At 69.2% G+C, this 18,288-nt stretch carries 20 protein-coding genes and 1 pseudogene; 16 read left to right on the top strand and 5 right to left on the bottom strand.

Annotated elements, in window-relative coordinates; all coding sequences use genetic code 11:
* Positions 1 to 4: 4 nt before the first annotated feature.
* The gene (locus tag AC1XX3_RS05945) at positions 5 to 436 is read right to left on the bottom strand and encodes a hypothetical protein (RefSeq protein WP_483320142.1); all 432 of its coding nucleotides are present in this window, start codon (positions 434 to 436) and stop codon (positions 5 to 7) included.
* 351 nt (positions 437 to 787) lie between these two features.
* Positions 788 to 2,221 (bottom strand): recombinase family protein, encoded by a 1,434-nt coding sequence (locus tag AC1XX3_RS05940; protein ID WP_483320141.1) that lies wholly within the window; start codon positions 2,219 to 2,221, stop codon positions 788 to 790.
* A gap of 20 nt (positions 2,222 to 2,241) precedes the next feature.
* Here AC1XX3_RS05940 and AC1XX3_RS05935 point away from each other — a divergent pair.
* From AC1XX3_RS05935 to AC1XX3_RS05890, 10 genes and pseudogenes are all read left to right on the top strand, one after another.
* Positions 2,242 to 2,601: pseudogene (locus AC1XX3_RS05935) on the top strand (P-loop NTPase family protein); the annotation flags it as partial.
* A 128-nt stretch (positions 2,602 to 2,729) separates the two neighbouring features.
* On the top strand, positions 2,730 to 3,470 hold the full coding sequence (locus AC1XX3_RS05930) for a type II secretion system F family protein (RefSeq protein ID WP_483320140.1): 741 nt from the start codon (positions 2,730 to 2,732) through the stop codon (positions 3,468 to 3,470).
* Positions 3,467 to 4,354: a type II secretion system F family protein gene (locus AC1XX3_RS05925; protein WP_483320139.1), complete on the top strand. Its 888-nt coding sequence runs from the start codon at positions 3,467 to 3,469 to the stop codon at positions 4,352 to 4,354. The genes AC1XX3_RS05930 and AC1XX3_RS05925 overlap by 4 nt, the downstream gene beginning before the upstream one ends.
* 183 nt (positions 4,355 to 4,537) lie before the next feature.
* Positions 4,538 to 4,699: a hypothetical protein gene (locus AC1XX3_RS05920; RefSeq protein WP_483320138.1), complete on the top strand. Its 162-nt coding sequence runs from the start codon at positions 4,538 to 4,540 to the stop codon at positions 4,697 to 4,699.
* Between the two features lie 12 nt (positions 4,700 to 4,711).
* Positions 4,712 to 5,080: a TadE/TadG family type IV pilus assembly protein gene (locus tag AC1XX3_RS05915; protein WP_483320137.1), complete on the top strand. Its 369-nt coding sequence runs from the start codon at positions 4,712 to 4,714 to the stop codon at positions 5,078 to 5,080.
* Between the two features lie 80 nt (positions 5,081 to 5,160).
* A complete protein-coding gene (locus AC1XX3_RS05910; RefSeq protein WP_483320136.1) occupies positions 5,161 to 5,556 on the top strand; it encodes a TadE/TadG family type IV pilus assembly protein in 396 nt (131 codons plus the stop codon).
* Entirely contained in the window at positions 5,553 to 5,972 is a 420-nt protein-coding gene (locus tag AC1XX3_RS05905) for a pilus assembly protein TadE (protein ID WP_483320135.1), read from the top strand. Before AC1XX3_RS05910 ends, AC1XX3_RS05905 begins: the two co-directional genes overlap by 4 nt.
* Before the next feature lies 1 nt (position 5,973).
* Positions 5,974 to 9,027, top strand: a complete 3,054-nt coding sequence (locus AC1XX3_RS05900; protein WP_483320134.1) for a LysM peptidoglycan-binding domain-containing protein — start codon at positions 5,974 to 5,976, stop codon at positions 9,025 to 9,027.
* Positions 9,028 to 9,063: 36 nt separating this feature from the next.
* Positions 9,064 to 9,630, top strand: a complete 567-nt coding sequence (locus AC1XX3_RS05895; protein WP_483320133.1) for a dihydrofolate reductase family protein — start codon at positions 9,064 to 9,066, stop codon at positions 9,628 to 9,630.
* A gap of 134 nt (positions 9,631 to 9,764) precedes the next feature.
* Positions 9,765 to 10,274: a MarR family winged helix-turn-helix transcriptional regulator gene (locus AC1XX3_RS05890; protein ID WP_483320132.1), complete on the top strand. Its 510-nt coding sequence runs from the start codon at positions 9,765 to 9,767 to the stop codon at positions 10,272 to 10,274.
* Here the strand turns inward: AC1XX3_RS05890 and map are convergent.
* Complete coding sequence (gene map, locus AC1XX3_RS05885) at positions 10,271 to 11,035, bottom strand: type I methionyl aminopeptidase (protein WP_483320131.1); 765 nt, start codon at positions 11,033 to 11,035, stop codon at positions 10,271 to 10,273. The two genes, AC1XX3_RS05890 and map, sit on opposite strands and share 4 nt — an antisense overlap.
* Positions 11,036 to 11,169: 134 nt before the next feature.
* Between map and AC1XX3_RS05880 the strand changes: the two genes are divergently transcribed.
* Entirely contained in the window at positions 11,170 to 11,751 is a 582-nt protein-coding gene (locus AC1XX3_RS05880) for a hypothetical protein (protein WP_483320222.1), read from the top strand.
* 371 nt (positions 11,752 to 12,122) lie between these two features.
* Entirely contained in the window at positions 12,123 to 12,437 is a 315-nt protein-coding gene (locus tag AC1XX3_RS05875; protein WP_483320130.1) for a hypothetical protein, read from the top strand.
* A gap of 72 nt (positions 12,438 to 12,509) precedes the next feature.
* Here AC1XX3_RS05875 and AC1XX3_RS05870 read toward each other — a convergent pair whose 3' ends face one another.
* Positions 12,510 to 13,007 carry a ribose-5-phosphate isomerase gene (locus AC1XX3_RS05870; RefSeq protein WP_483320129.1) on the bottom strand — a complete coding sequence of 166 codons (498 nt, stop codon included), beginning with the start codon at positions 13,005 to 13,007 and terminating at the stop codon, positions 12,510 to 12,512.
* Between the two features lie 51 nt (positions 13,008 to 13,058).
* On the bottom strand, positions 13,059 to 14,150 hold the full coding sequence (gene eltD, locus AC1XX3_RS05865; RefSeq protein ID WP_483320128.1) for an erythritol/L-threitol dehyrogenase: 1,092 nt from the start codon (positions 14,148 to 14,150) through the stop codon (positions 13,059 to 13,061).
* 133 nt (positions 14,151 to 14,283) lie between these two features.
* Here eltD and AC1XX3_RS05860 point away from each other — a divergent pair, with 133 nt between their 5' ends.
* The 4 genes from AC1XX3_RS05860 to AC1XX3_RS05845 all read left to right on the top strand — a co-directional run bounded on the left by AC1XX3_RS05860 (position 14,284) and on the right by AC1XX3_RS05845 (position 18,229).
* The gene (locus AC1XX3_RS05860; protein ID WP_483320127.1) at positions 14,284 to 15,342 is read left to right on the top strand and encodes a sugar-binding transcriptional regulator; all 1,059 of its coding nucleotides are present in this window, start codon (positions 14,284 to 14,286) and stop codon (positions 15,340 to 15,342) included.
* On the top strand, positions 15,339 to 16,106 hold the full coding sequence (locus tag AC1XX3_RS05855; RefSeq protein ID WP_483320126.1) for an SDR family NAD(P)-dependent oxidoreductase: 768 nt from the start codon (positions 15,339 to 15,341) through the stop codon (positions 16,104 to 16,106). The genes AC1XX3_RS05860 and AC1XX3_RS05855 overlap by 4 nt, the downstream gene beginning before the upstream one ends.
* Positions 16,107 to 16,173: 67 nt before the next feature.
* Complete coding sequence (locus AC1XX3_RS05850) at positions 16,174 to 17,610, top strand: lactate racemase domain-containing protein (RefSeq protein ID WP_483320125.1); 1,437 nt, start codon at positions 16,174 to 16,176, stop codon at positions 17,608 to 17,610.
* Positions 17,611 to 17,677: 67 nt separating this feature from the next.
* Positions 17,678 to 18,229 (top strand): P-loop nucleotide/nucleoside kinase family protein, encoded by a 552-nt coding sequence (locus AC1XX3_RS05845; protein ID WP_483320124.1) that lies wholly within the window; start codon positions 17,678 to 17,680, stop codon positions 18,227 to 18,229.
* The last annotated feature ends 59 nt before the right edge of the window (positions 18,230 to 18,288 follow it).

Raw genomic sequence — 18,288 nt, 5'->3', positions numbered from 1 at the left:
ATCTTCATGCGGCGTCCCCGTCCTGCCCGATCTCGGCGTACAGGCATGGTCGGCAGAACTCGAGTCCGATCATGTCGGGGCCTTGTGCCAGCACAGCGGGCACCTCAGACCGCCCGCGACAGCGCCAGCACCTGCCCGCCAGCGCGGGCCGCTCGACCCCGGGTTGGCCGCCCTCTTTGTCGAAGTTGTAGTCGCCGTGCTCCGGGCAAACGTAGGTCTTGGGTCGATTGAACAGCTGAAGGCTTGGACCTTCGGCGAAGGCTTCGCAGCAGAACGCGAACGAACTCCAGTACGAGATGACTTCGAGAACGTCGGTGCGCATCCTCGCGGATGGCTCGAAGTTGGTGATCCGATGCTTGATCCCGTCGAGGATGTAGATGAGGTCGAAGTCACCTTCCTTGCGGCGCATCTGCCGGATGTTGGGGAAGTAGTTCATCGGGCCACCACCAGAAGGTTGGCGATCTTGCGCTGCTGGTCTGTGGTGAGAGGCGGCGCGAGTCGCACGGATGCTTCGACCGCACGCGTGAAGGGGTCGCGCCAGTTAGCCGCGGCCTGTCGAGGGCGGTCCGAATGTGGAGGGTAGGCGTCAGCCATGGGTGTGCTTTCTCTCGGAGTGGTCAACCAGGGTGTTAAGCGGGCATGCTTAAACCCCGGGACCTTCCCCCTTGCCAGCACACTTAGTCATCGGCTGTGTGAGATGTCGGCTCTAGTCCGTAAGAACGGGAGATCGCCTGCTGGTATGTCAATTGAAGCAGGCTCATGTGGCTCTCGCAAGCGGCGCTGTCAGCTAGCGCGATTGCCTCCACTCGATCAGAACGGTCTCCGGGTTGGCATGCCGCACGCCGAACTCCCACACGTAGGCGTTCTCCTTCGTCCCGGGTGCCACAAGCCGGACCGTCATCAGCGTGTCGATGACGCCGCGCTTGCCCTCGGTGGTCAGCGAATCCCAAGCCAGCAACAGATCACGGGCGGTGATCAACTTTCCCAAGGCTCCGCCCGTCTGCGCAGGCATCTTCGCTTCGACCTCAGCCAACCGGGCCAGGAGCCGCTCGTCGGCCTTCTTGAATTGGCTCATCGAGAACGTGCCCTCGGCGTAAGCCTCTGCCAGCCCGTCCATCCTTTGATGGATGCCGTTCACCTCGCGGCGAAGCGCCGCCACATCGACCTCGTCGGTGTCGGGTCGCACCAGTTCGAGTGCGTCCGGTTCGGCCAGGCGACGCAACACCACCGCCTCGACATATTCGTCAACCGGCCCCGCCTCGCGGTACACGTGCCCACCCTTCGCAGAACAGCGGTACCGGCTACGGCCGTTGCGCTTCCCGCCGGACTGGATAGGGGACCCGCATTCGGCGCACGTGGCCACACCTGACAGCAACAACTGCGAGTAGAACGTCGGGGTTGACTTGCGGCTCGGCTCCGACAGCACCGCCTGGGCGGCGTGCCAGGTGTCGGGGTCGATGATCGCTGGCCACTCTGTCGGCACGGGCTCCCCGTCGTCACCGCGGACGATCTCACCGAGGTACACCTTCATCCCGGCCAACCGGGCAGTCTTCAACGTCCTCCCGACCACAGTGCCTGTCCACGCGTTGCCCTTCTGCGGGGTGAGCAGCGCGGCGTCGTTCCATCGCCGGGCGACCTCGCGCAGCGACCCTCCACTGAGGATCAGGTCGTACGCCTCGCGGATTGCCTTGGCTTCGGGTTCGCGGACTGTCACGCCATCGGGCTCGTACCCGAACGGTCGCCTGGTCCCAAAGTGCTTGCCCTGCGCTGCGCGCTGCAGGTTCGCTCGCCGCTGCCGCTCGCCCTTCTTCCGGGACTCGCCAGCCGCCATAGCGCCGTAAATGCGGGCCATGGTGAGCCCGTCTGCGGTGGCTAGGTCGAGGTTGCCTGACTGCACGGTCTCGGTCAGCACGCCCCTGGGGGCGCACAACTCCGCATAATCTTCGAGTTCGCGCGGTTGGCGGTGGAGACGATCGTGGTGGTACACGACCACGGCGTCGACCTGGCCGCCTCTGATGGCGTCGAGCAGGGCCTGGTATCCGGGCCGGACCTTGCCTGAGTATGCGGAGATGTCGTTGTCGCTGTAGACACCGGCCACAGACCAGCCCAGCGCCGCCGCCTTGGCCCGGCAGTCTTGTTCCTGTCGGGTCACCCCGGCCCCTTGGCCTTCGATGTCGCGGCTGATCCGTGTGTAGATGGCGGCTCGGACGGGAGATGTCATGGCATAATTTTACTACCCTGGCGGGCGCCGGCACGCTGTCGACGACCCACTCGCATTCGGCCGAGTCGACGATGGATCGGCTGGCATCACGCGTCGCCCAGGGCGGCGTGTTGAGCATCGACGAGGCCTACCGCCAGATCGCGCACAACGTGCACCTCTTCATCTACGTCAAGCTGGAGGACGACACCTGGAAGGGCGGGGTCCGGCGGCGGTTGGTGGCCGAGATTCGTCAGGTGACCCGGGCGATCGAGTCCGGCCGACCCGTGACGCACCTGACCTACCGCGCCGGGCACGGCTTCTTCCCCAATGCCGAGTTCCAGTCCGAGCTGACCCAGTTCCTGCGCCCCCTGCCCGGCGGCGCGACTGTGGACGGCCCCTGATGCCGGGCGCGGCTGCCGCGGCAATCGGCGCGCTGATCATCGCCGGGCTCCTTGCGATGGCGTACGGGCTGACGCCACATCAGCCGCGCGCGCCGTCAGGCCGCACGGTGGCCGAGAGGTGGACCACCGTGACGAGGCGGCCACCGGGCGGCAAGGGGCGACGACGCGACGTCCTGCTGGGCGTCGGCGTGCTGGCCGGGGTGTTGATCAGTGCGATGACCGGCTGGGTCATCGCGGTGGTCCTGGTGCCGGCCGCCCTGCTCGGTCTCCCGGCGCTGCTCACGGTGCCGCGGGCACGCGATGTGGTGCTGCTCGAGGCACTTGACCGTTGGGTCCGTACGCTCGCGGCCACCCTGCCCACCGGACGATCCATCGCGGACGCGATCCGGGTCTCTCGTCGGACTGCCCCGGAGGCGATCGAAGTGCCGGTCGGCGTCCTCGTCGCGAGGTTGAACAGCCGCTGGGACACCAGGGACGCGCTCCTGCGGTTCGCTGATGACCTGGACAGCCCGGCGGCTGACGGGGTGATCGCGGCACTCATCCTTGCTGCGCAACGCGGATCCAGCGGGGCGTCCGCCACGCTGGAGGCGTTGGCGGACTCGCTGCAGGACCAGCTCCGGGCCCGCCGGGTGATCGAAACCGAACGCGCCAAGCCCTACACGGTCGTCCGGCAGGTCACGGTGATCACCACCGTGACGCTGGCCGGTGCCATGCTTCTCAGTCCAGGTTTCTTCGCTCCTTACGGCACGCCGATGGGTCAGCTGATCTTGTCGGTGCTGCTCACCGCCTACGCGCTGTCGCTGACCCTGATGCGCAGCAAGGCCCGCAGCCGTGCCCGTGAACGCATCCTGGTCACGGCGCCGCGATGACTCTTGCAGTGGTCCTGATGACCGGTATCGTCTTCGCCGCCGCGGCGGTGGCGCTGGTGACTGCGGTACGCCCGGTCACGCCGCATTTGGCCGACGCGCTCGAGGGTCTCGAGGGAGGAAGCTCCCCGATCGCGGCGGACGCCCATCTCGATGGAGCTACCCGCTCGGATCGCATCGGGGCCTGGCTGTATCGCCACAGCCCGCTGACCGTGACCGCACGGCAGCGGCAGAACCTTCAGCTCCGCGACAGGTCAGTGGCCGAGTTCTACGGCGACAAGGCGGCCCTCGCCCTCGTCGGGGCGCTGCTGCCGGCCCTGCTGCTCTTCCTCGGCTCCGTGTGGTTCGGGTGGCCACTCCTAGTGCCGGCCCTCGTCGCGCCCGTCGGGCTAGTGGTCGGCTTCGTCACGCCCGACCTGATGCTTCGCTCCAATGCCAAGTCCGTCCGTACCGACGCCGGCGATGCGTTGCTGACCTTCATCGACCTGGTGACTCTGGAGCGGCTGGCCAATGCGTCGGCGACGCAAGCGCTGCACCACGCCGCCGAGCTCAGTGACATCCCGCTCTTCTGCCAGATTCGGATGGCACTGCAGCGAGCCAGGTTGGAGCAGCAACCACCGTACGGCGAGCTTCGGAAGCTGGCAGCCCAGCTCGACCTGCCCGAGCTCGTCGACATCGCCGACGTCATGCAGCTCGATGAGAGTGGTGCGGCGCTGTCCGCAACGCTGCGGGCCAGGGTCAAAGAGCTGCGTGACGCTCACCTCGCTCGCGAGCATCAGCAGGCCAACGCGGTGTCGGAGGAGATGACCATCTACATGACGGTTCCCGCCCTGATCTTCGGCGTGATCCTGATCGGGGCACCGCTGATGAAGATCGTCTGGGGATGACGGGGTGTTGTCCACAGATCACCGTCTCCCCGCAGCCGGTCGACACCAAGAAGGCGAAGGTGGTCATGCAGGTCCCGCCATTGCCGTGGCCGACGAGCCGAACCACACCGCAGTCGAACCGCACCACAGCCGAACTACACAACAGGAGGAAGCTCGATGAATATCCGCTTATGGATCGGAACCATGGTGACGGTCGTCATCGGTCTGCAGGACCAGGCGAGACGCGACGAGCGCGGTCTGAGCCAGTCGACAGAGAACGCCATCCTGCTGGCCGGAGCTGTCACCATCGCGCTGGCGGTGATCGGCGCGGTCGGGGCCTACGTGTCCAGTCACATGCCGAAGTAGAGCTGATCGTCGATGGATCGACGAGACCAACGCGGCCTGAGCCAGTCCGTCCAGTACGCCGTGCTGTTGCCGATGCTGTTGCTGAGCACGATCGGCATCGTGCAGGCGGCGGTGTGGATCCATGCCCACAACGTCGCGGTGCGAGCCGTCAATGCCGCGGCGGACGTCGCCCGTAGCGAAGGCGGTGCGGGTGGGGCGGAGGCTGCTGCATCTCGGGTGGCGCAGTCGGGCGGCCTCCGCGACGTCGACGTCAGCGTCAGCCGCGGGGCAACCAGCGTGCGGGTGGAGCTGTCCGCGCGGGTGCCGATGTTCTTCGACCTGGGTCTCGGCCTGATCAGCGAGTCGGCGACGGCACCGATGGAGCGGGTGACGGATCCGTGATCAGGCTGCGGCCGGTGGCCTTCGTCCAATCCGCTCACCCGGCAGTTCGGGCGACGCAGAACCAACGAGGATCGACTTCGGTGGAACTCGCCCTGCTCGTGCCCACACTCATCCTCATGCTGGGTCTCATCATGGCGGGCGGGCGGATCTGGATGGCCCGAACCGGCGTGGCTGAGGCGGCGTACAGCGCTGCCCGTGCCGCATCGCTGTCGCGCAGCGCCGCGGACGCGCGTCGGGTGGGAGCCGACGCGGGGGCAGCCGCCCTGGCTACCAACGCGATCGAGTGCGCCAGCCGGTCGGTCACCGTGGACACGTCGGCTTTCGCGGTCCCTGTGGGTCAGCCGGCCACCATCACCAGTCGGGTCAGCTGCCGGCTGCGGTTCGACGACGTGCTCCTTCCCGGCATGCCGGGCTCGCTGACGGTGGACGCCTCTGGGTCGGCGGCACTGGACACCTATCGGAGTCGGGAACGATGAGCGCCTTGCCGACCGGGACGCTACCCGACGAGCAGGGCAACTCGGTCAGTGTCTTCGTCCTCGTGGTCGTCGCAGCGTTGATCATGGCCGCCGGTCTGGTGGTCGACGGCGGCCAGAAAGTGGCTGCCGCGAGCCGGGCGGAGTCGGCGGCCGCCGGTGCCGCCCGAGCAGCGGGAAATGCCGCCGCGACCGGTGCCATCCGCGGCCGGACGGATGCGGCGGCCGCCACCCGAGCCGCCCGCACCTATCTCGCCGCCAGCCCTGGCGTCTCGGGCACCGTCACGTTGCGGAACGGAACAGTTCATGTGAACACCACGGTTGACGCACCGACCGTCTTCCTGTCGATTCTCGGCATCGGCTCGGTCCAGGGCGCCGGGCACGCCGAGGCCACGATCACCGCGACGGGCGGTGGGTGAAGTGCGCGTACTGAGAGGACTGATCGCCCTCCTCGGCTTGGTCGCTGGTCTGGCCGGAGTGCCGTACGTCCTGGTCCGCATCGGGGCCGATGTCTGGCCGGACGAGCGGAGCTGGTCGGCGCTGGCGCAGGCTCTGCTGCGACCCGACGATGGTTCCCTCCTGCTCGGGTTGATCACCGTGGTGGCCTGGCTGGCCTGGGCCGTGTTCGCCATCTCCGTCACGGCGGAGGTCCTGCATCTGCTCTCCGGCCGACGTATCCGTCTCCGACTGCCCGGCCTGGCGGCACCGCAGAAGCTGGCAACGGCGATGGTGGTCGCGGTCATGGCCCTGGTGCCGACCGTGGTCACCAGTGACCACGGTGGTGAGGACATCGCGGCGCGGGTCGACCGGCCGCTGACCCCCGCACCCGCGGCGGACGCGGCGACGCCAGGGTCGGCACGAGCCGTGCCGACCGCTGCGCCGATGCTCGCGGAGCCGGGCGGGGTCGTCCCCACCCCCGCCGGAGCGCTGCAGCACGAGGTCGCCTCCGGCGACGACCTCTGGAGTCTGGCCGAGCGCTACTACGGCAACGGCCGCGAGTGGCGCACGATCGCCGCCGCGAACCCGACCCTGCTCTCCGGTGGCCCCGATCGCCTCGAACCGGGCTGGCGGTTGGTGATCCCCGCAGGCACGGTCCAGCCGGACAGAACGGCGGACTCCGTTGTGGTCAGGTCGGGGGACAGCCTCTCCTCGATCGCGGCGCGACGGCTCGGCGATGCCGACCGGTGGCCCGAGATCTATGCGGTGAACCGGGCCGAGCTGTCTGACCCGGACGAGCTTGCTGTCGGCGCGCGGCTTCGGCTGCCGCCGCAGGAACGCTCGCCCGTGAACGAGCCGGAGACGTCGAAGCGTGCGAACGACAACCCCGAGACACCCCGGGACAGCGAGCCCACCTCGCAGTCGGTGGATTCGCACTCCGCCGGCCTCCAGCCCGACGCGGATCTGCCGAGGACCGCCGCTGTCCCGGCCGAGGCCGCTGTTCCCGACGGTGGCGCCGCGTCACGTGGTGAGGAGATCGCTGCGCAGCACGAGGACTTCGCCGTGCTCGGATTGGCCGGAGTCGGTGGCCTGCTGGCCGCTGGGGTTGTGGTCGCCCTGGCTCACCGGCGCCGACAGCAGCTGCAAGCCCGTCCCCTCGGGCGCCGGATCCTGCATCCGAGCCCGACCGCTCAGTCGGTGGAGGCAACGCTGGGACGGCGCGCCCGGTCGGTGTCGCTGCGTACGCTCGACCTCGCCGTCCGCGCCATCGCCGCACACTGTCGCAGCACCCAGACTCCCCTCCCGAGGCTGTCCATGGCCAAGGTGGGCGACGATCAGCTCGAGCTCGTCATGGATGGCGATGTCTCGACAGCGCCGGTCGGTTTCCGCGTCCGCGGCCGCTCCTGGTGGCTCGACGCCGCCGAGGCGCACTACCTACGTACGGTTCCCGGAGTCGATGAGGCGGCGAGGCCGTACCCGGGGCTCACCACCATGGGCCGCGACACCGAGGGCAGGCTGGTCCTGGTCGACCTGGAGGCGTTGGGGCTGCTGGGTCTGGAGAGCCCGGAGCCCGCAGTGACGAACGCTGCCTTGACCGCTATGGCGGCCGAGCTCGCCATGTCGCTGTGGGCCGATGAGCTCATCCTCACGCTCGTCGGTGGTTGCCGGCTGCCCGAGGCGCTGGGCCACCACAACGTCACCCGCTGCGACGACGTGGACGAGCTGCTATCCCGCCTCGAGCGGCGGGCATCGGTGCAACGGGCCCATGCGCCGCAGGCGGTGCTGGGCCAACATCGCGTCGACCCGGATCTGGCCGACCCATGGGCCCCCGAGATCGTTCTCGTCGCCGATCCGCTGACCGGCGAGCAGCACGAGCGGATCGTCCGTCTGACGACCCAGGCCCCGCGGCCGACGATAGCGGCGGTCCTGGCGGCACCGAGCAAGGACGTTCGGTGGTGTCTTCGGTTGCCGAACGGCGACGACACCGACGGCACGCTTCAGCCGCTGGGCATCACGCTGATTCCACAGCTCATCTCAGCATCCGCCGCTGACGCGTTGCTGGAACTGGTCGAGACGACGGGGAGCGCGGACACTGTCCCGGCTCCGTGGTGGTCACCCCCCGAACCCGAACCGGACGCGGCCGAACCAGCCGAACCGGGCGAGTCGAACGTCCGACATCTCGGCCGTCGCGTAGCCGGCTGGGGCCCGCCGGATGCGAGCGCGCGCACGGAAGACAGCAGGCGGTCAGAGACAGCGACAGAGAGGATCAGGTTGATGGCGACGGAGGTGACCGGCGAAGCGGCCGTGCACCATCCCACGCTGTTGATGCTGGGTCCGGTCGCGCTGGTCGGACCGGCGGGCTCCGCGCCTCCGCGAGCAGCCAAACAGTGTCTGGAGTATTGCGGCTGGATCCTCGAGCACCCCGGCCGGTCGGCGCAGACGATGGCCTCCGCATTGGCGGTGGCCGAGGGCACCCGGCGGTCGAACATGAGCCGACTGCGCAGCTGGCTGGGCAACGACGACCGTGGTGAGGCCTATCTCCCGGACGCGTACACCGGGCGGATCGTTCTGCATCCAGCGGTGAGCTCGGACTGGATCCGGCTGAAGCTGCTGACGGCTCCGACGGTGGACCAGACCAGCACCAGTGGACTTCAGGCTGCGCTTGAGCTGGTGCGGGGCGCTCCCTTGGCGGACGCCGCCCCTTACCAGTGGCATTGGGCGGAGGAGCTCCGCACCGACATGATCTCGGCGGTGCGCGACATCGGTGTGGAACTGGCTCATCGGTCGCTCGCGACCAACGACATCGATCTGGCCCGGTGGGCGGCCGCCCGCGGTCTCGCCGCGGCGCCTGAGGACGAGCTGTTGATGGCGGCACGCATTCGGACCGAGCATCGGGCCGGGAACCGACGCGAGGTTGAGCGGTTGGCGCTGCAGGTGGCAGGCCACGCCCGGGGCTTGGGGCTGGACCTCGACCCCGCCACGGTGGTGCTGCTGCAGGAGGTGATGGAGGGTCGGGTACGGGCCCGGCTCGCCTGAGGAGAACTGTCAGTGGTGGGTGGGACGTTTTGTCACATGACGACGCAGTACTACACCGCCACCAGCATCGACGGATTCATCGCCGACGCCGACAACTCGTTGGAGTGGCTGCTCCAGCTCGGTGAGCCGGGCGATGAGCTGGCCGACACCGGCTATGACGCGTTCATCGCCGACGTCGGCGCCCTGGCCATGGGCTCCACCACGTACGAGTGGATCTATGCGCACGAGAACCTCGCCGACCATCCCGAGAAGTGGGCCTACGAGCAGCCGACCTGGGTCTTCTCCAGCCGCCAGCTGCCGACCGTCGAGGGAGCCGACATCCACTTCGTCTCCGGTGACGTACGTCCGGTGCATGAGGCGATGACGGCGGCGGCGCAGGGCAAGAACCTGTGGCTCGTCGGGGGTGGTGAGCTGGTCGGGCAGTTCCATGATCACGGGCTTCTGGACGAGGTGATCGTCGGGATCGCCCCGGTGTTCCTCGGCTCCGGCGCGCCGTTGCTGCCGCGTCGGTTGGCCACCCCGCCGCTCAAGGTGATCAGTGTGACCGAGGCCGGAGGGACCTTCGTGATGATCCACTACGCCGTGCAGCGCCCGGCCGACTGACTCCCCGGCAAGGCGACGAGTCGACCAGGCGGGGATGACCCTGGCTCTCGGTGGGCGCAGTGTCGTGAATGGCGGAGCCCATTCTGGCTGCACGCACACTGCTTTGATGGTCGGGGACTCGGTAGGCTCGGGTCATGGCGGACGTGCGGTGGCTGGATGAGAAGGAGCTGGCGTCCTGGCGCGCGCTGGCCGGCGTCCTGTTCACGTTGCCTACCGCCTTGGACTCCCAGCTGCAGCGCGACGCCGATCTGAGCATGGGCGACTACATGGTGCTGGCCCTGCTGTCGGAGCAGGACGGAGCGCCGCTGCGGATGAGCGAGCTGGCCGCCATCTCGCAGACCTCGCAGTCACGGCTGTCGCGGATCGTGGCCCGGCTGGAGCTGGCCGGCTATGTCACCCGGTCGATGGCCGACGGCGACCGCCGCGTCGTGGTCGCCCACCTGACCGAGGCCGGTCTGGCCAAGATCGTGGCCACCGCCCCCGGACACGTGGCGGCGGTGCGTTCGCTGGTGATCGACCGGCTCACGCCCGCCCAGGTGGAGGCTATGGGCGAGATCATGCGAGCCATCCTTGCGGCCTCGCCACCTGTCGACCAGGCGTCGGACCCCTGCGTCGAGCTCGAGCCTGGAGCGGGCTGCGACTAGCGCTGGGTGAGGACCAACGGGCCGCTGTCGGTGATCGCCACGGTGTGCTCGGCGTGCGCACCGCGGGACCCGTCGCGGCTGCGCAGCGTCCAGCCGTCGGGGTCGGTGTAGATCTTGTCCGTGCTGTGCAGGAACCACGGCTCGATGGCGACGACCAGCCCCGGTCGCAGCGGCAGACCGCGGCCACGGCGCCCGTTGTTGGGAATGTGCGGGTCACCGTGCATGGTGCGCCCCACGCCGTGCCCACCGAAGTCGGTGTTGATCTTGAGGCCGGCCTTGGTCGCCACCCGGGCGATGGCGAAGGAGATGTCGCCGACCTTGTTGCCGGGCTGGGCAGCCTCGATCCCGGCGGCCAGCGCCTGCTCGGTCACCTCGATCAGCTGCGAGTCCTCGGGCCGGGGCGTACCGACGATCACCGAGACGGCCGAGTCGGACACCCAGCCGTCGACCGCGCAGGCGAAGTCGAGGCTGAGCAGATCGCCGTCGGCCAGGACGTAGTCGTGGGGGAGGCCGTGCAGCACCGCGTCGTTGACCGAGGTGCAGAGCACCTTGCCGAACGGGCTGGCGCCGAAGGACGGGTGATAGTCGATGTAGCAGGAGGTCGCGCCCCGGTCGCGGATCATCTGGTGCGCGATCTCGTCGAGCTCCAACAGGTTGACGCCGACGTCGGCGCGGCGGGTCAGTTCGGTGAGCACCTCGCCGACGAACACGCCGGCAGGCTTCATCTGGTCGATCTCGTGCGGGGTGCGGTATTCGATCACGTCCCCATTGTCCCTCGTCTGATGAGGTGGATCGATTCGCCGCTGCTCGCTGACCACTTTGCGCCCGCAGACCGCAACCGATCGCTAGGGTCGGTGCTGCCCGGTCCGGCCGGGCGCAGACAGATCGGGGCGGCGTGGACGGTGGATCGAGCGACGGCAGACGGCGCGCGGACGCACCCGACCACCCCGGCGCTGTCACCGACCGGCCCGCGACGGCCGAGGCTGACGTGGTGCTCCTGCGGTCGTCGCCGTCGGCACTCCGGCGACGGATGCTCCTGCCGGGGCTATTGGTGCTGTTGTTCGCAGTCGGGGTTGTGGTGACCCGACAGTGGTTCAGCGTGGTCTACGTCCTGCTGGCCGCCGGCTATCTGTCCACGTTCCTCCGCGCTGCCCGCCGAGCCCGCTCCGAGTCCTGGGCGGTGCGGCTGGATCCCGACGGGATCACCACCCGGGACGGCCGATTCCTCGCCTGGAGCGCAGTCGGCGAGGTGCACGCGAGGAAGTCCTTCGCCGGACTGCCACGGACGGCGTGGTGGCTGCCACAGCAGGAGTCGTTGCACTTCGCGACCAAGCACGACGTCGACTTCGAGCGTCGGGCCGGCACCAAGCCGTGGTTGCAGGCATTCACCCTCCAGCCCGGCCTCTATGACGTCGACCGCGAGGTGTTCCTGGCCGCTGTCCGACGGTTCTGCGCCGCCCCGGTCATCGAGGCGTGACTGAATCCCCCACACCGCTGCGGGATGCGCATCGTGGACTCGCCGCGTCATAGCGCTGTCGCATGAGCGGGCCGGCGGCCGGTCCGGCGGCGAAGATGAACCGCGGGTCGTCCACCCGGTCCCCGGTGACGGCGTCGACGACGATGGGCTCCGCGTCCGGCCGGTCTCCGGCGGCCAGCGCGACCAGAACCGGCCGCAGCGACCAGCCGAACTCGTCAGCAGATATTCGTAGCGGACAGGTCGCTCCTGGTACGGCCGTCGTTCGAGGATGCCCCGGTCGACGAGCGACTTCAGCCGGCTGTTGAGCATGCTCGAGGAGATGCCGATGTTGGACTGGAACTCGTCGAACCGGAGTAGCCGTCGACTCAGTCGTGCAGGATCAGCATGGTCCACTTGCCGGCTGCCCGGATCCGGTCCGCGTCTACCTCCTTCTCAGCACCAGCGCCGACCGCGCGGGCGCCATCGTCAGCTTCGCGCCGGACGCCCACGTCACCGATGACGGCATGAATTACCACGGCACCGCCGAGGTGCGGACCTGGCTCGACCGCGGGGTCAGCGAATACACCGACACCACGACGCCGACTGCTGCGGACATCGATCAGCGACCGGGCGCACCACGCTCACCTGTCGGCTCCCGGGGGAACTTCCCGGGAGCCCGGTCGACCTCGACTTCTTCTTCGACCTGACGCGAACTTCCGGATCGCCCGTCTGACCACCGCCGTCCACCAGCCGTAGCCGGCGGAGGGCGTCGAACGACTTCAGCAGCTGGCGGCGGTCTCGTTCGCGGTGGCGCCGGTCTCATAGCTGCCGATCGCGGCGACCTTCTCGGCGGAGGCGGACTCCGGGTCGAAGGCGTAGGCCAGCCACTCGCGGGCCAGCCGCCGGGCCAGCTCGATGCCGATCACGCGCTGGCCGAAGCACAGCACCTGGGCGTCGTTGCTGAGCACCGACCGCTCGACCGAGAAGGAGTCGTGCGCGGTGACGGCACGGATGCCCGGCACCTTGTTGGCGCTGATGGCCACGCCCAGCCCCGTACCGCAGACCAGCAGGGCCCGGTCGGCCTTGCCGTCGGCGATCATCCGGGCCGCCTCGACGGCGACGTGCGGGTAGGCGGTGTTCTCGTCGCCCGTGACGCCGACATCGAAGACCTCCGCCACCCGGTCATCGCCCTGCAGGTCGGCCTTCAGCTGGTCCTTGTACTGCAGGCCCGCGTCGTCGCAGCCGACGACGATCCGCAGCGGAGCATTGCTCGTCATGATTTTCTCCTCGGGTTCGTTACGCCCCAGTCTGCGCCCCGCTGCGAAAGATCAGGGGATGAGGGATACCTTGACCGACTGCTGGCCGCTGGACACCAGGTCCAGACCCTGCTGAAAGTCGGCCAGCGGCAGCTGGTGGGTGCAGATCTTGTCCATCGGCAAGATGCCCGACTCGATCATCCGGATGGCCGCGGGCCAGCAGTGCGGGCCGAGGTGCGCGCCCAGCACGTTGAGCTCCTTGTCGTCGCTGATGATCGACCAGTCGACCGTCACGTCGGAGCCGAAGACGCTGTATTCCACGTACGTCCCCAGCTTGCGCAGCAGGTTCAGCCCTTGCGGCACCGCGGACGGGTGGCCGGTGCCCTCGATGTAGACGTCGGCGCCGTAGCCCTCGGTCAAGCCCTTGACCACCTCGACCGGGTCCTGCTCGGCGATGTTGATCACCAGGTCGGCGCCGCACTCCTTGGCCAGGGCCAGCTTCTCCGGGGCTACGTCGAGGGCGATGACCAGCGCCGGGCTCTTCGCCTTGGCGCCGGCGACCATGCCGAGGCCGATCGGGCCACAGCCGGCCACCACGACCACGTCGTCGAAGGTGATGCCGGCGCGCTCGACCGCGTGCAGCGAGCAGGACAGCGGCTCGGCGAAGGCGGCGTGGGCCGGCGGCAGGTCCGGCGAGACCTTGTGCACCAGCGCGTTGGCGGAGTAGAGCATGTATTCAGCCATGGCGCCGGGGTTGGACCGCTTGAAGCCATACATGTCATGCGGTGCGCACATCCAATACTGCCCGCGCAGGCAGTAGCGGCACTTCCAGCACGGCACGATCTGCTCGCTGACGACGCGGTCACCGACCGCGATGTTCCACCGCTTCGCGGCGGCGGCGTCCAGCTCGACGACAGTGCCGACGAACTCGTGGCCGGGGATGACCTCCGTCTCGGCCCAGGCCGGCCGGTTCTCGTCGCCCCAGAACTTCGGCGCCCCGTGGTAGCACTTCAGGTCGCTGGCGCAGATGCCCACCGCCTCGACTTTGACCAGCGCCTCACCGGGGCCAGGACGCGGCACCGGCACCTGCTCCAGGGTGTAGTTCTCGGGGCCGTGACAGATCACGGCCTGCATCATCTCGGGCAGCTCAACCGCACTGGTCATCTTCGTTCCTCCTGCTGCGGACGGGCCAGACCCGTCAGGCGTGGTCACCGCTCAACCTAGCACCCGCACATTCGTACCGAACAGATGTGCAGAATCGCTGGGGCTGGCTGGTGGTTCAGGACATACTCAGGACGTGACCACCCCCGGTGCCGACCCAGCGATGGACGCAGGGAGCGAGGCCCTGCCCCGAGGTGGCGGCCACCCGCCGGCCCAGCTGTACGCGGTGGCGCGGATGTACTACGAGAACGACGCCACCCAGGCGGAGGTGGCCGCCCGCTTCGGCATCAGCCGGCCCACCGTCTCCCGGCTGCTGTCGGAGGCGCGTCGACAGGGGATCGTGCGGATCGAGGTCATCCCGCCGAACACCCGGACCGACGACCTGCTCGCCGAGCGGGTGGCCGCCGCGCTCGGTCTGCGCCGGGTGGAGCTGTCAGCCCGGCTGCCGTCACCGACCCCGACCACCGCCACCGAGGACGCGCTCGGCAGCGTCTTGGCCCCCGCCGTCGGACGGGCGCTGGCCGATGTCGGGCTGGTCCCCGGTGACGTTCTGCTGGTCTCCTCCGGGCGCACCATGTATGAGGTGTCCGGTCACGAGCTGCCGCGGCTGCCCGGTGTGCTGGTGGTGCCCACGGTCGGGGGCCAGGACCAGCCCGAGGGCTGGTATCAGACCAACGAGATCGCCCGGCGGATCTCATCGCGGATCGGCGGCCGGCCGACGTATCTGTTTGCTCCTGCGCTGCCCGGGGCCGAGCTGTTCGACACGCTGCAGAAGGACCCGGCCATCCAGCGGGTGCTGCAGCTGTGGCCGCACGCCCGCTGCGTGCTGATGGGGGTGGGCGCCCCACCAGTGCTGCGCTCGGTGTTCCCCCAGTTCGTGCCCAGCTCGGCGGCGTCGCTGCTCGCCGCGGTCGGCGACGTCTGCGCCCGGTTCTATGACCGCGCGGGTCGGCCGGTCGCGTACCCCGGCAGTGAGCGGCTGATCGCCCTCGAGCTGGCCGCTCTGCAGCAGCTGCCGACGACCATCGCTGTCGCGGTCGGGACCGACAAGATCGCCCCGATCATCGCCGGCGCCCGCGCCGGCTATTTCAACCAGCTGGTCACCGATCCGGTGACGGCCGAGCAGATCCTGGCGTCGACCGAACCGGCGACATCACCAAAGACCCCGACGGGGTCCGAAGGGAACATCTCGTGAGCGAAGAGCGTCGGCTGAGCGGCAAGCGAACCTTGATCACCGGAGCGTCGCGCGGGATCGGGGCCGACCTGGCTCGGGCGTTCGCGACGGCGGGTGCCTCGTTGGTGCTGAGCGGACGCGACCCGGACCTGCTCCACGAGCAGGCGAGTGAGCTGGCCGCGGAGCATGCGGTGGAGGTGCAGGTGGTGGTCGCCGACCTCGCGGACCCGGCCGCACCCGAGCAGCTGGCCGTGGACGCGCTCGCCGTGTTCGACGGGCTGGACGTGCTGATCAACAACGCGGGTATCTCGCACCCGGAGCTGGCGGTCGACCTGACCGCCGCGCATCTGGACGACGTGCTCGCCGTCAACCTGCGTGCTCCGTCGCTGCTGGCAGCCCGGATCGGCGCGGCGATGGCGACCGCGGGCTCCGGTTCGATCATCACCATGGCCTCGGCGGCGGGACTGCGGCCGTTGACCGAGCACTACGGCTACTGCCTGGCCAAGGCGGGACTGATCATGGCCACCAAGGTGCTGGCCCTGGAGCTCGGACCGTCGGGCGTACGGGCGAACTCGATCTGTCCGACGGTGACGCTGACCGACATGGGACAGCGCGTCTGGCTCGATCATCCGGACAAGGCGACCCCGATGCTGGAACGGATCCCGTTGCGCCGTTTCGCCTTCCCCCGTGAGGTCTCCGAGACCGCCGTCTGGCTCGCGTCCGACGCCGCGGCCATGATCAACGGCGTGGACCTGCCCGTCGACGGCGGCTATCTCATCAGCTGACGGCTCGGTCGTCGCGGAGTCCGACCCGGGGTTGTGTCGCGGGCGCGGCAGGAGGCAGGGTGTGGGCATGACGGGCGCGAACCACGGCCAGGACAGGCACGCTCAGGACAGGCAGGCTCACGAGACAGCCGGCTCCGTGAGCTTCGGCACCGATCCCGGGGACCCCACCCGGGCCCGGCTGCTGGGCGGACCGGGGGAGAGCCTCGCCGTCGCGGACGTACGCCGGTTCGTCCTCGACTCCCTGGCCGCCGCCGACCTGGACGGCAAGCGAGTCTGCCTGGTGGTGCCGGACGGGACCCGTACCTGTCCGTTGCCGCTGCTGCTGACGGCCATGCACGAGGCGATGGCCGGGCGGGTGGCCGGAGTCGACGTGGTCATCGCCCTGGGCACCCACCAGGGGATGAGCGAGGAGCAACTCGGTCGGCACCTGGGCTATCCCCCCGGGAGATCGGAGGACGTGTATCCCGGCTGGGGCATCCACAACCACGAGTCCTGGCTGCCGGAGACCTTCACCTCACTCGGCACCATCGGGGCCGACCGGCTGAGCGAGCTCACCGCGGGGTTGATGTCCGACACGGCGGTCGAGGTGCGGATCAACCGTCTTGTCGCCGAGGCCGACGTCGCGATCGTGGTGGGTCCGGTGTTCCCGCACGAGGTGGTGGGCTTCTCCGGCGGCAACAAGTATTTCTTCCCCGGGGTGTCGGGCCAGGAGCTGATCGACCTGTCCCACTGGGTCGGCGCATTGATCACGAGTGCCCAGATGATCGGCACCCGCGGCATCACCCCGGTCCGTGCCCTGGTGAACGAGGCCGCCGGCATGATCCCGGCGACGCGGCTGGCGCTGTGTCTGGTGGTCGCCTCGGGGACCGAGACACTGCACGCCGCCGCCTTCGGGACGCCCGAGGACGCCTGGGCCGCCTGCGCCGCCGTCTCGGCCGAGACGCACGTGACGTATCTGGACGCACCCGTGCGGCGGGTGCTGTCGGTGATGCCCAGCAAATATGAGGACATCTGGACCGCTGCCAAGGGGTTCTACAAGCTGGAGCCGATCGTCGCCGATGGTGGTGAGGTGATCATCTACGCCCCGCACATCACCCAGGTGTCGGTGATGCACCCGCAGATCAGTGAGATCGGCTATCACAACCGTGACTACTTCCTCGGACAATGGGAGCAGTTCCGGGACCGACCGTGGGGCGATCTGGCCCACTCGACCCATCTGCGCGGACAGGGCACCTGGGACCCCGAGAACGGCGAACACAACCGGGTCACCGTCACCCTGGCGACTGGCATTCCCGAGGACGTCACCCGGTCGGTCAACCTCAACTATCTCGATCCGGCGACCGTCGACATCGCGGCCTACGAAGCCGATCCGGACACGTTCGTCGAGCCCCACGCGGGTGAGGTGCTGTATCGGCTGCGGCCGCCGGGCGCCGACGCAGGAGCCTTCGGCGGGGCCGGTGAACCGGACGGCCGTGACGTACCCGCCGCGGGCCTGGACGGCTAGTGACCAGCCAGGTCCGGCGTCGGTCCGGACTAGCTGTCGGCGCAGCCGACTGCCGTAGGCTCGCGCCATGGCGGCCCTGATCCTGATCAACGGCGCACCCGGCTCCGGCAAGTCGACGCTGGCTCGCCGGTATGCCGACGACCATCCGCTCACCGTCGCGGTCGACATCGACCTCGTCCGCAGCCTGGTGGGTGGCTGGCGGCGGCAGCCGATGGACGCCGGCCGGCTGGCCCGGCGACTCGCCCTGGCCCTGATCCGCCAGGCCCTCGCCGACGGGCACAGCGTGGTCGTGCCGCAGCTGCTCGGCCGCGCCGACTTCGTGGTCGCGCTGGCCGACCTCGCCGTCGAGTGGTCGGTCCCCTTCGTCGAGGTTCTGCTGACCACGCCCCCGGGTACGGCCGAGGGCCGGTTCCGGGCTCGATCCGCCGCCGCGGTCGACGATCACCAGGTCGCCGAGGCCGACGTCGACCCGACCGAGCTGATCGCCGGATATGAGGCGGCGGTCCGTGAGGTGGCCGCGGAGCGCCCGGGCACGGTGGTGATCGACAACCCCGACGGTGGCGCCGACGCGGCCTATCTCCGTCTGGTGGAGTGCGTCCGGGCCGTGGACGCCTCCTAGTCGCCGTACGTACAGCGAAAACGCCTCGCGCGCCGTCGCCCGGGCTTGGCATGATCCGG

The organism is Microlunatus sp. M237 (assembly GCF_056896895.1).
Note: the sequence above shows the minus strand (reverse complement) of the source record. Positions and strands in the feature narration are given on the sequence as shown.

What these genes read in the sequence shown, in the direction of transcription:
- AC1XX3_RS05940 (WP_483320141.1), bottom strand. Translation starts at nt 2,221, where the DNA reads ATGACATCTCCCGTCCGAGCCGCCATCTACACACGGATCAGCCGCGAC.
- AC1XX3_RS05945 (WP_483320142.1), bottom strand. Translation starts at nt 436, where the DNA reads ATGAACTACTTCCCCAACATCCGGCAGATGCGCCGCAAGGAAGGTGAC.
- AC1XX3_RS05890 (WP_483320132.1), top strand. Translation starts at nt 9,765, where the DNA reads ATGGCGGACGTGCGGTGGCTGGATGAGAAGGAGCTGGCGTCCTGGCGC.
- AC1XX3_RS05905 (WP_483320135.1), top strand. Translation starts at nt 5,553, where the DNA reads ATGAGCGCCTTGCCGACCGGGACGCTACCCGACGAGCAGGGCAACTCG.
- AC1XX3_RS05920 (WP_483320138.1), top strand. Translation starts at nt 4,538, where the DNA reads ATGGTGACGGTCGTCATCGGTCTGCAGGACCAGGCGAGACGCGACGAG.
- AC1XX3_RS05850 (WP_483320125.1), top strand. Translation starts at nt 16,174, where the DNA reads ATGACGGGCGCGAACCACGGCCAGGACAGGCACGCTCAGGACAGGCAG.
- AC1XX3_RS05925 (WP_483320139.1), top strand. Translation starts at nt 3,467, where the DNA reads ATGACTCTTGCAGTGGTCCTGATGACCGGTATCGTCTTCGCCGCCGCG.
- AC1XX3_RS05895 (WP_483320133.1), top strand. Translation starts at nt 9,064, where the DNA reads ATGACGACGCAGTACTACACCGCCACCAGCATCGACGGATTCATCGCC.
- AC1XX3_RS05915 (WP_483320137.1), top strand. Translation starts at nt 4,712, where the DNA reads ATGGATCGACGAGACCAACGCGGCCTGAGCCAGTCCGTCCAGTACGCC.
- eltD (WP_483320128.1), bottom strand. Translation starts at nt 14,150, where the DNA reads ATGACCAGTGCGGTTGAGCTGCCCGAGATGATGCAGGCCGTGATCTGT.
- AC1XX3_RS05845 (WP_483320124.1), top strand. Translation starts at nt 17,678, where the DNA reads ATGGCGGCCCTGATCCTGATCAACGGCGCACCCGGCTCCGGCAAGTCG.
- AC1XX3_RS05870 (WP_483320129.1), bottom strand. Translation starts at nt 13,007, where the DNA reads ATGACGAGCAATGCTCCGCTGCGGATCGTCGTCGGCTGCGACGACGCG.